The sequence below is a fragment of the Pseudomonas sp. genome, assembly GCF_032058845.1.
Taxonomy (GTDB): Bacteria; Pseudomonadota; Gammaproteobacteria; order Pseudomonadales; family Pseudomonadaceae; genus Aquipseudomonas.
Genome location: NZ_DAMCCR010000122.1, coordinates 1 through 10,995, shown reverse-complemented (window position 1 = coordinate 10,995; position 10,995 = coordinate 1). Strand labels below are relative to the sequence as shown.

Annotated in this window: 7 protein-coding genes, 1 tRNA gene and 1 pseudogene; 5 read left to right on the top strand and 4 right to left on the bottom strand. The window is 64.3% G+C overall.

Features of this window, described 5'->3' with window-relative positions:
* The 3 genes and pseudogenes from RT028_RS17955 to RT028_RS17945 form a co-directional block, all read left to right on the top strand.
* A pseudogene (locus RT028_RS17955) lies at window positions 1-236 on the top strand (hypothetical protein); the annotation flags it as partial.
* Complete coding sequence (locus RT028_RS17950; RefSeq protein ID WP_312936481.1) at window positions 233-1,852, top strand: BatD family protein; 1,620 nt, start codon at window positions 233-235, stop codon at window positions 1,850-1,852. The pseudogene RT028_RS17955 and the gene RT028_RS17950, both read left to right, overlap by 4 nt.
* 645 nt (window positions 1,853-2,497) lie before the next feature.
* The gene (locus RT028_RS17945; RefSeq protein ID WP_312936479.1) at window positions 2,498-2,755 is read left to right on the top strand and encodes a hypothetical protein; all 258 of its coding nucleotides are present in this window, start codon (window positions 2,498-2,500) and stop codon (window positions 2,753-2,755) included.
* Window positions 2,756-3,043: 288 nt separating this feature from the next.
* Here the strand turns inward: RT028_RS17945 and RT028_RS17940 are convergent, their stop codons facing one another.
* The 4 genes from RT028_RS17940 to RT028_RS17925 form a co-directional block, all read right to left on the bottom strand.
* On the bottom strand, window positions 3,044-4,054 hold the full coding sequence (locus tag RT028_RS17940) for an NAD(P)-dependent alcohol dehydrogenase (protein WP_312936477.1): 1,011 nt from the start codon (window positions 4,052-4,054) through the stop codon (window positions 3,044-3,046).
* A 56-nt stretch (window positions 4,055-4,110) separates the two neighbouring features.
* Entirely contained in the window at window positions 4,111-4,407 is a 297-nt protein-coding gene (locus RT028_RS17935; RefSeq protein ID WP_312936475.1) for a winged helix-turn-helix domain-containing protein, read from the bottom strand.
* Between the two features lie 170 nt (window positions 4,408-4,577).
* Window positions 4,578-6,641 (bottom strand): hypothetical protein, encoded by a 2,064-nt coding sequence (locus tag RT028_RS17930; RefSeq protein ID WP_312936473.1) that lies wholly within the window; start codon window positions 6,639-6,641, stop codon window positions 4,578-4,580.
* A gap of 261 nt (window positions 6,642-6,902) precedes the next feature.
* A tRNA-Ser gene (locus tag RT028_RS17925) sits at window positions 6,903-6,977 on the bottom strand.
* A gap of 183 nt (window positions 6,978-7,160) precedes the next feature.
* Between RT028_RS17925 and RT028_RS17920 the strand changes: the two genes are divergently transcribed.
* Together RT028_RS17920 and RT028_RS17915 are read left to right on the top strand one after the other, a co-directional pair.
* On the top strand, window positions 7,161-8,399 hold the full coding sequence (locus RT028_RS17920) for an exonuclease SbcCD subunit D C-terminal domain-containing protein (protein ID WP_312936471.1): 1,239 nt from the start codon (window positions 7,161-7,163) through the stop codon (window positions 8,397-8,399).
* Window positions 8,396-10,995, top strand: a 2,600-nt coding sequence (locus RT028_RS17915; RefSeq protein WP_312936469.1) for an AAA family ATPase, incomplete at its 3' end; no start/stop codon positions are given. The genes RT028_RS17920 and RT028_RS17915, both read left to right, overlap by 4 nt.

Here is a 10,995-nt window from a genome sequence, read left to right as displayed (position 1 = left end):
CCGGCGAGGGCCAACAGGCCGACGCTGGCCGCCGCAACCAGGCCCAGGGTGGCAACGCCGGCGATGCGGACAACGACACACCCAACGCGCCCGCCCGCCCCGCCGCCGGCAACCTCGATGCCGAACAGCGCCAGGCCCTGGAACAATGGCTGCGCGAAATCCCCGACAACCCGGCGCAGCTGCTGCGGCGCAAATTCTGGTATGAACAGCAATTGCATCAGGAAAAAACACCATGAGCCGCGTCGGCGTCTTTCTACTGAGCCTGCTCTGGGCGCTGCTGGCCCAGGCCGAGCCGACCCTGCAGGCCAGCGTCGATCGCACCCGCGTGGAAGCCGGGGAAACCGTGGAGCTGATCCTGGAGAGCCAGGATGTCACCCAGTTCGGCAAACCCGACCTGTCGAGCCTGGACGCCGACTTCGACGTGCGTGGCACACGGCAGCTCAACAGCCTGCACACCCTCGACGGCGAAACCCGCGCCAGCACCCGCTGGATCGTCTCCCTGCTGCCCAAGCGCAGCGGCAGCCTGACCATCCCGGCGCTACAACTGGGCCAGTCGCACAGCCAGCCCATCGAGCTGCAAGTGCTGCAGGCCGACGCCTCACGCCCCGGCAACGCGTCCCAGGTGTTCATCGAAACCACACTCGATGCCCGCGAAGTATACGTACAGGCCCAGGCCGTGCTGACCGTGCGCATCTACCATTCGGTGCCGCTGTACGACGACAGCAGCCTCAGCCCGGTACAGGCAGAAGGCATCAAGGTCGAGGCGCTGGGCGAATCGCGCACCTATGAAAAAGACATCAACGGCGTGCGCCACGGCGTGATCGAGACCCGCTACGCCCTGTACCCCCAACAAAGCGGCGTGCTGCCGCTGCCCGGCCTGACCTTCACCGCCACCGCCGCCGACGACGCCAGCCCCGGCAGCACACGCGGCGGGCGCCAGGTGCAGGTCGCCTCCACTGCCCTGACGCTCACGGCCAAAGCCATACCGGCCGGCTACCCGAAAAACGTGCCCTGGCTGCCGGCGCGCAGCCTGAGCCTGGAAGAGCACTGGAACCCCGACCCTGCCCAGCAGCCCACGCAGATTGGCGACTCGCTGACCCGCAGCATCACCCTGCGCGCCGAAGGGTTGTCGAGCACGCAACTGCCGCCACTACCGGCCACCGAGATCGACGGCCTGCGCCGCTACCCGGATCAGGCGCTGCTGCGCAACGATGTCAGCGAGCGTGGCATGACCGCCAACCGCGAAGAGCGCGAAGCCCTGGTGCCGGTGCGCAGCGGCGCGCTGGCCCTGCCCAGCGTCGAGGTAACGTGGTGGAACACCCGCGAAGATCATCTGGAAACCAGCACCCTGCCGGCGCGCAGCGTACAGGTGCAGGCCAACCCGGCGCTGGAAAGCGATACCCCAGGCGGTGATCCGCGGGCGGGGATCGGTCGGCTGTGGCCGTGGCAGCTGGCCACGCTGTTACTCGCCCTGAGCACCGCGCTGGGCTTCACCCTGTGGTGGCGCGCACGTTCGCGGCCGGCGGTGCTCAAGGTGGCGCCGAGCGGGCCGAGCCCGCGCACGCTGCTGGATGACCTGAAACGAGCCTGCCAGGCCAACGATTCCCACGCCACGCGCCAGGCGCTGGATGCCTGGGCGCGGCAACAGCCGGAGACGCTGGCGGAGATGGCAGCGCGCTTCGTGCCGTTGTCGGAGGCGTTGGATGCGCTGAATGGCGCGCTGTATAGCGAGAGTGGGCAGTATTGGCAGGGAGCGGATCTGTGGCGGGCGATTGGGGATATCCCGCAGGGCGAGGCAATTGAGGCCCTGACGACGGGAGACGGCGGCCTGCCACCCCTCTATCCCAAGTAAGCGTGGTGCCGTAGGCGCCAACCGCCTGTCACCTAGCAACGGTCATGTTCAAGGTGCTGTGCAGGCAAATCCGGTCTTGGAAGAGCGACCGGTCCTGTAAAAACTGAGCGACTGTAGGAGCGACTTCAGTCGCGACGGGCCGCAAAGCAGCCCCAATAGCTGCGATCGCGCACTATCGGCAGATATGCGTTGCATGAGACAGGCCGGCTGCGCCGCCCATCGCGGCTGAAGCCGCTCCTACATGACAACGCAGTACATTTGTAAGCAGGCGTTTCGTATAAAGTCTCGTGATAACGCCAGAAACTCGGCCAAACCGCAAGTAATCGTTGTAAGACCTTTCCGAACTTCACAGCAAATGTTTCAGGATCGGCAGACTGGCGACTTATCCTACGAGCCGCGCTGAACCATCGCTATTGTCGGGGAAATTCTTCAGGGATAACGTCCGTCCTGTCGTTTCGACGACCGGGCGTGAGAACCCGAGAATCAGCTGGTTCGGCCGTGCTTCATGGCGGCCATACGCGGGCAGACCTCGGTCTGGCCGAGTTTCCCTTTGCTGGCTCGGTTTCTCACCCCGCGTGTGGCTGCCACCTAAACCCGTGAGAAGGTCAGGTGGCGGTTCGTTCTGATCCAGCAAAGGACCGACGCATGAAAAAGCCTGTTCCTGATCCACCCAAAGCCCGCAGCTTTCAAACCTTCTGTTCTATAAACCCGGACATACCCCCGGTCGACGCCCTGACTCACACTCTCCAACTCATCTCCGGCATCGAAACCACCCTCGACGAATATATCTGCGCGAATGCCGGTGAGCCCGGTGTGCCCATGTTGGTCAACACAGTTCATCAACTACAGATGGTGCAAGCCCTGACGAAGTGCGTGTTGCAACGTATCAACCGAACTCAGTAGTGCGTAGCACGCTGATACCGCAGAAGTGACACTGGGCGGGCCAATCAATGATTGGCCCATTGAAAAACCCGCCCTGGTCTATTGGTCAGTGGATTTCGCACACACTCATCAATGTATTGAGTGCCCCGAGTCATGGAATCTTTGTCTGTGAAAAGTGAGGAACTCTGTCGATTTGGCGAGCACACCGAACAACCATGGCTGGCCATCAAAGACAAATGTGCAGCTCATCACGGACAAGGCCTGCCTATCTTTGAGAGAGGCACACGCACCATGCCCACTCACAAGCGCTTAGATATCCAGGCAGATCTTGCCGAAATGCTGGTTGCTTTCCTGATACTTGAACGCCTCGACCATCTCGCTCAACGGGAAATGGCGGTCGATGACCGGGCGCAGGCCATTGGCATTGATGGCCCGGATCATGTCTTGCTGCTGGCTGCGGCTACCCACCAATACCCCTTGCAGGCGCACTTGCTTGACCAGGGCGGGGACAAAGTTCATCGCACCGCTGACACCGCTCAGTATCCCGATGACGGAGATATGACCCGCCACGCGAATGGCGATCATCGATTGCTCAAGCGTCGCAGGGCCGCCGACTTCGATGATGTGGTCGACGCCACGGCCACCGGTCAGGGCACGCGCGGTTTCGCCCCAGTTGAGGTCTTTGCGGTAGTTGATCACATGGTCAGCGCCGAGCGCTTTCAGGCGTTCGAGTTTTTCGTCGCTCGAGGAAGTCGCAATGACGGTGGCACCGGCCATTTTGGCGAACTGCAGGGCGAAGATTGAAACGCCACCCGTGCCCTGGACAAGCACGGTGTCGCCTGGCTTGAGCGAGTCATCGGCCATCAGCGCGCGCCATGCCGTCAGGCCTGCGGTGGTCAGCGTCGAGGCTTCTGCGTGGCTGTAGCCAGCAGGCGCGAGGGTGAACGAGGTGGCCTTGGCGGTCACTTGCTCGCGGGCGTAGCCGTCGATGCCATCGCCTGGCACGCTGACGAAGCCTTCGACCAGGGGCACACCGTCGATCCACTCGGGGAAGAAGGTGCTGACGACCGAGTCACCCACCTTGAACTCGGTGACATCCGGGCCCACCGCAATGACCTCACCTGCCCCATCGGCCATGGGAATGCGTTTTTCACTAGGGCCCCACATACCGCTGACCACCGCAAAATCGTGATAGTTGAGCGAGTTGGCGTGCAGGCGCACGGTGATTTCGCCACGCGCTGCAGGCTGGACTTCACTGCTGCCCACCTCGACGTTTTCATAGCCGCCACCGGGTTGGACGAAAACAGTCTTGTTGCTCATGGGAGGTTCCTCATATTTTCTAATTACGCGAAATAACGAAATGAAAGCTTAAAAAATTACAACTCGATGAGCAGCTTGGCCGCAAAGTCGTTGATCGCCTGCTCATTGCGCCGGTAGTAGGTCCATTTGCCGATGCGCGTGGTCAGCACGAAGCCGGCACGCTGCAAGATAGCCAGATGGGCAGACGCGGTAGAGGCCGACAGCCCTGCCTTGTGCTGCAGGTGAGTCACGCACACGCCTATCGCAGGATCGCCATGATCCTGAGGCGGGAAATGACTGAGCGGGTCTTTGAGCCACTCCATCATCTGCATGCGAGTGTCATTACCCAGGGCTTTGAGCTGTTCGAGAATCATGGGCAGGAATGTTACGCTTTTTTACGAAATGTTCAACCAGTGATCTCAATGAGCTTGCGCAAGGGCTTGGGGACGAGATCAAACGACGCCATCACCGCGTCATGCCGAGCTCGCGTGAAATCCAGGCCGCGTGGGCACGTCTCACCCTTGAGCTCATGCTTGCCAACTCATCACTGCATCAACCAATGCCGCCCCGTGGCCCACCCCAGAAATACGCGCGCGCCCTCAGCGGTCATTTCATGCTGAGGTAATCGACGCCCATCAACAGCCAATCGCAGCCCTGTCATAACAGGCGAAAACCGAGTCTGAAAGGCTGCCGACTGCTCAGCAAAGAACGCCTCGATATCCTCGAGCGAGCGCCTCATCCCGGCCTCGTCCAGCATGGACAGGAAGAACACCATCTGCCGCCAGGCGTAGGCCGTGTTCTTGAGCATCACCAAGCGCGCGTGATAACAATTCATCTGCACTTGTTGCCTTACGCAAATCCACTTGAAGCACACCAACGCAAGCGCGCCCAACTGCGTGGCCAACAACGTTTTCAGCTCCAGCCCACAGAACAGCGTCGCCAGGTTGTGTGTCGTCAGGATCTGCTGCTGTTCGATAAGGGTGCCGTTGCGCGCAACATTCCCTCCATCCACTGGCGCGTTCGCACGCTGCGCGCAGAGCAGCGCCAATGCGTCGTGCTGAAGTGGGCGTTCCCATGCCGGTTGCTGGGTGTCCGCCTTCGGCGTGTCGGGGAGTCTCATCAACTGATCGAGGTCGATGGCGTAATACCGAGCGTACAAGGTATCCACCAGACACCGGGCGGCACGCCTGGCGACGTCGATGTACTTGTTGGAAAACGTACCCATGAAGATGTCTGCAGCCACTTCTTCGACCAACGGCATGTCCAGCTGTGCCGAAGTCGCGAGCGCCTGGAATTCCTGCAGCAACTTGTTGGGAATGATCGCCTGCGGGAAGGCGCTGAGCGTCAATGCCGATGTGTCGATTAGGGTCTCTCGGGCCGCGTTGGCGGCGACGCCCTGACGTTGGCGTTGCGTTTCGATGGCCGCCACCCACGGCAGTTCGTCCAAGCTGATCTGGTGTTGCAGGTCGAGCAGCAACAGCGAGCGGCGACGACGGAATGCGCGGTAGTTCGCGCCGTACAACCTGCGCAATGCCGGGTCGTGGAAGCTGGCGCTGCCGATCTGTGCCGTGACGGTGGACAAGACCTTGGCCAGGGCATCGCCCGAGGTAATCAGCCCACACGCCACCAACTCAGCGAGGGTGCCGCTGCGACAACGTGCGAGGCGCCGGCTGATCGCCGGTGGCAGTGCGGTGCCCTCCTCCAGTTCGGTGGCGTGCGACTCCTCTGCGGTAACCGGCACACACAGCGCCGCGACATCGGCGATGGCTGCTTCGGCCGGATAGCGCGCCAGGCGCGTCGAGACGGCGTGGGCGATCAGATGATGCCCTGGCGCGGCCACTTGCCAGCGCTGGCGGTCGCGAAACGCCTGATGCGCCGGCGAATCGGGACGGCCATGCTTGCCCACGAAGTCGTCGACGATCCGGCGGATGCGCCCGACCTGGCGACCCGTCACTGTGCTCGGCGCCTCGGCACATTGCGCGAGCAAGGCATACAGCTCCACGGCACGGCCTTTGCCGGGAGTGCCGGCCTGGCAAGCGGCCTCGTAGCGCGTGCACAGCGTCGCGGCCTGGGCGTGCCACCCATCGGGATAGTGCCGACACGGCCAGGCGTCCTGATAGGTCTGCAGAAAATGGGCCACGGCCGCGTCGTACAGTGGCAGACGGACGTTCACGGCCTGCTTCTGCGCCGCCAGCCGCGTGTGCGCCGGCCGGGTTGCCAGTTGCTGCCTGACCTCGCCAGCCGTACACACATGAACCTGTACCCCTGAGACGGGCGGCTCCGAGGTGGGTAGCGGAAAGAATCCGAGGCGGTCGAAGAACGGCAGGAGCGTGTCGATCAGGTCATGCGCTTGCTCGGTGCATTGCTGCCCCAGCAGCCAGGCCACGGTCAGCAGCGCTGCTTGCTCGGGAAGATCGATGCGGTAGTTGCCCTGCGCCAGGCGCTGCTGCAGAACCTGTATACCCGTCTCCGTGAGATGCCAGGCGTTGATGTCCAGCCGCTCGAACCCTGCGCGAATACCCGGCACAGACTGGGCCAGCTCGCGTTCGTATTCGCTCAGCTCTCCGCCTGCCAGAAGCCGCCCCGTGGCAAAGCCGCCGGTGCTCACTTCGAGCGTGACCCAGGCGGGCACGTCGGCCAGGGGCGTGCGCGAGCCGTACTGCGCAGTGCCCTGCACGGCGTGCGCAAGTACCTGCTGCCAACGCGCAATGCGTGCGGCGGCACGGGCGCGCGCTTGTGGATCGAGGCGCTCGTCCTGAGCGATCAGGGCTTTGCAGAGTTGCACGCTGGCATAGCTGGCGCCAATGCCAGGCCGTGCGGCGGAGTCGCTATCGCGCTGGGACATGCGGCCTCACACAGGGCGGTGTAGTGGGTCCGAGGGCTGGAGTCGAACCAGCGCCCACTCGGTTAGCAGCCGAGCGTTCTACCGCTGAACTACCTCGGAACAGGGGGACCATTGTCGGGCAAGGCTGGGAAGATGGGAAGGCTGGGGCTACAGACACGGGCATCCACTGCTTGTCACCCTTCCCCGTCCATCCCCTCCCATGGGTTACCATAGCGCCCATTCGCAACACGCCCTTTTCCCCGCCCCGCCACCCCCGGCGCGGCCCGACTTCACAGGTCATCCATGCGTCTGTTTCACACCTCCGACTGGCACCTGGGCCAGAGCCTGCACGGCCAGGAACGCGACTTCGAACACGCCTGCTTCTTCGACTGGCTGCTTGGCCAGTTGCAGCTGCGCCAGCCGGATGCGCTGCTGATCGCGGGTGATCTGTTCGACACCGTCAACCCGCCTGTCAAGGCGCAGGAGCGGCTGTACGACTTCATCGTCAGGGCCCACGAGCAACTGCCCAAGCTGGACATCGTGATGATTGCCGGCAACCACGATTCAGGCTCGCGCATCGAGCTGCCAGCGGCGCTGATGCGGCGCCTGCGCACTCATGCGCTGGGCCGCGTGCATTGGCTCGACGATGGCGAGCTGGATGCCGAGCGGCTGCTGATTCCGTTGACCAACGCACGCGGCAAGGTCTGTGCCTGGTGCCTGGCGCTGCCGTTCCTGCGCCCGGCCGAGGTGACCGGCCCGCAACTGGGCGATGACTACCTCAAGGGTATCGCCAAGGTCCACGAACAACTGACCGCCGTGGCGCAGGGCAAGCGCAGGAAAGACCAGGCCCTGGTCGCCATCAGCCATGCGCACATGGCCGGTGGCTCGGTGTCGGAAGACTCAGAGCGCAGCCTGATCATCGGCAATGCCGAGGCGCTGCCAGCGCGCTTGTTCGACCCGTGCATCGCCTACGTTGCGCTGGGCCATCTGCACAAGCCGCAGCAGGTCAACCGCGAGTCGCGCATCCGCTACAGCGGCTCGCCGCTGCCGCTGTCGTTCGCCGAGATCAATTACCCGCACCAGGTGCTGGAGATCGAGCTGGACGGCGCCGAGCTGGTCAGTGTCGAGCCGCGTCTGGTGCCGCGTGCCGTGGCCTTGTTGCGGGTCGGCCCGGCGCCGCTGGCCGAGGTGCTGACGCAACTGGCCGAGCTGCCGGCGCCCGACCTGTTGCAAGACCCCAACCGCCAGCCATGGCTGGAAGTGCGCGTGCGCCTGGACGAACCGCAGCCCGACCTGCGCCAGCAGATCGACACCGCCCTGAGCGGCAAGGCCGTGCGCCTGGTGCGCATCGGCGCCGAGTATGCAGGATCAGCCGGCGCCAGCGATGACGACCAGGGTTTCGTCGAGCTCAGCCAGCTCACCCCGCAAGACCTCTTCAGCCGCGCCTGGGCCCAGGCCTATGGCAACGAGGTCGACGAGCAGACGCTGGCCGACTTCGCCCAATTGCTGCAGGACGTGCAGCTGGAGGAGCAGCAGCCATGAAGATCCTTGCCATTCGCCTGAAGAACCTGGCCTCGCTGGCCGGGCCGGTGGAAATCGACTTCACCGCCGAACCGCTGGCCAGCGCCGGCTTGTTCGCCATCACCGGGCCGACCGGCGCGGGTAAAAGCACCTTGCTCGATGCGTTGTGCCTGGCGCTGTTCGGCACCGTGCCGCGGCTCAATGACCTGGGCCGCGAAACCAAGGTGCCGGATGCCGAGGGCGATATCGCCACCAGCGATCCGCGCAACCTGCTGCGCCGCGGCACTGGCAGTGGCTACGCCGAGGTCGATTTCGTCGGCGTCGATGGCCGCCGCTATCGCGCCCGCTGGGAAGCCAACCGCGCCCGCGACAAGGCCAACGGCAAGCTGCAGAACAGCCGGCAAAGCCTCTACGATCTGGACAGCGAACAGCTGCTGGGCAGCGGCAAGCAGGAATACAAGGAACTGCTGGAAACCCGCCTGGGCCTGAACTTCGAGCAGTTCACCCGCGCGGTGATGCTGGCCCAGAGCGAGTTCAGCGCTTTTCTCAAGGCCAACGACAAGGACCGCAGCGAGCTGCTGGAAAAGCTCACCAACACCTCGATCTACACGCGTCTGGGGCAACGTGCGTTCAGCAAGGCCACGGAGGCCAAGAAAGCTCAGCAGGCGTTGCTGGACCACGCCAGCCATGTGCAGCCGATGGCCAGCGAAGCCCGCGCCGAGCTGGACCAGACCTTGCTCGGCGCACAGCAGCAGTTGAAGGCTGATCAGGACCAGCAACGCCAGTTGGAACGTCAACGCGCTTGGGCGAAGGAACAGCAGCAACTGGTCGAACAGCATCAGACTGCGCTACAGGCGCTGAACGCTGCCGAGCATCAGGTGCAGGGCCTGGCCGCCCAGCGCGGCGATCTCGAACACTTGGAGCAGCTCGCGCCGCAGCGTCACCAGTTCCAACGTGAACATCAGGTCATGGCGCTGTTGCAGCCACTGGCCATCGCGCTGGCCGAACACCGGCAACAACAAACAGCCCTGCAGGGCCACCGTGAAGCGCTCGAAAGTGCGCTGGTCACTGCCGCAGAGCTTCTGGCCGAGCGCCAACAACAGGCCACCGACAGCGCGCCGCGGTTGCGTCAGGCCTTCGCCGCACAAGACACGCGCTCGCGCCTGCACGACGAACTGAGAAAGGCCAGCAACGCCGTCGCGCAGGCCGAGCAGGCTAGCGCCGCCTTACAGCAGCAACGTGAGCAACTGGAAGCCGCCCAACAGCGCGATCAGACGCAGCTCGCGCAGTTGGATCAGGCTCTGACGCAGAGCGCTGTGCTGGCGACCTTGGGCGATGCCTGGCAGGCCTATCGCGGCCAGTTGCAACAGGTGCTGCAAGTCGCCGCCCGACTCAATAAAGGCCGTGAAGAACTCCCGGCTTTGCAGGCACAGGTCAGCCAGGCCAACGCCCAGCTTTTGGAACAACGCCAAGCGCTCGACCTGCTCTACCGCGAAGGTGGTGCCGAACCCCAAGCGGTGGATGAGCAGCTCGACCTGCTCAGCGCCATGCTGCAAGACAACCGCAAGCAGCAACGCGCGGTCGACGAAGCGGCGCGCCTGCACGGCCAGGCTCACGACCTGCAGCAACGCCTGGACACGCTCAGAGCGCGTCAGCAGCAGGCCGTGCAGCAACGCCAACACCTGATTCAGGACGGCACTGCCGCGAAAACCGAACACGCCGCTGCCGAGCAGGCTCTGAACGTCACCCGCCAGCTGCTGGAGCGCCAGCGCCTGGCCCGTCACGACAGCGTCGAGGCCTTGCGGGCGCAGCTGCGTGACGGCGAGCCGTGCAGCGTCTGCGGCAGCCTGGAGCACCCGTTCCATCAGCCCGAGGCGTTGTTGCACAGCCTCGGCCAGCATGACGAGGCCGAGGAAACCGCCGCCGTCGCGCAAGTGCAGCAGCTCGCCAGGCGCCTCGACGCGCTGCGCAGCGAGTTGGGCGGGGTGAACGGGCAGCTCAAGGCCTATCAGCAGGAGCAGACGCAGCTCGATACGCAGTGCCAGCCGCTCCAGCAGCAGCTCGAAGCGCTGGTTCTGTGGCCCGCGCTGCAGGCTCAAGAAGCGGCTGCGCGCGGCACCTGGCTCGACGGCCAGGCGCGGCGTCTGGATCAGGAAATTCATCGCGATGAGCAGCGTCAGCAGGCCTTGAACCGCCTGCAACGTGACGCCGCTCAGGTCACCCGGCAGCTGCACGCGGCCCAGGAAGCCCAGCAGCACGCCGAACAACGCCTGAGCCAGCAACGGGCTGCGCTGGCCGCAGACGAACAACGCCTGGAGCAGGCCTATGGCGATTTCGCCGAGGTGCTGCCGAGCGAGCGTCTGCAAGCCCTGCGCGAGCAGCCTGCCGAGGCGTTCATGGCCCTCGACCAGCAGCTCAGCGAGCGCCTGCAGCAGCTCGAGCAGCGCCGCGAGCAGCAACAAGAGCACCAGGAGCGCCAGCAACAGCTGCAACGCCTGCTCGATCAGCAGCAGGCCCGCAGCGAGCAGCAGCACCAGCTGCGCGCGCAGCTCGACGCCCTCACCGCGCAGCACGCCGAGGCCCACGCGGCGCTCGCCGAACTGCTGGGCGAGCATGC

Excerpts from the sequence above, each read along its gene's own strand:
- RT028_RS17940 (WP_312936477.1), bottom strand. The coding sequence starts at position 4,054 with ATGAGCAACAAGACTGTTTTCGTCCAACCCGGTGGCGGCTATGAAAAC.
- RT028_RS17950 (WP_312936481.1), top strand. The coding sequence starts at position 233 with ATGAGCCGCGTCGGCGTCTTTCTACTGAGCCTGCTCTGGGCGCTGCTG.
- RT028_RS17920 (WP_312936471.1), top strand. The coding sequence starts at position 7,161 with ATGCGTCTGTTTCACACCTCCGACTGGCACCTGGGCCAGAGCCTGCAC.
- RT028_RS17945 (WP_312936479.1), top strand. The coding sequence starts at position 2,498 with ATGAAAAAGCCTGTTCCTGATCCACCCAAAGCCCGCAGCTTTCAAACC.
- RT028_RS17935 (WP_312936475.1), bottom strand. The coding sequence starts at position 4,407 with ATGATTCTCGAACAGCTCAAAGCCCTGGGTAATGACACTCGCATGCAG.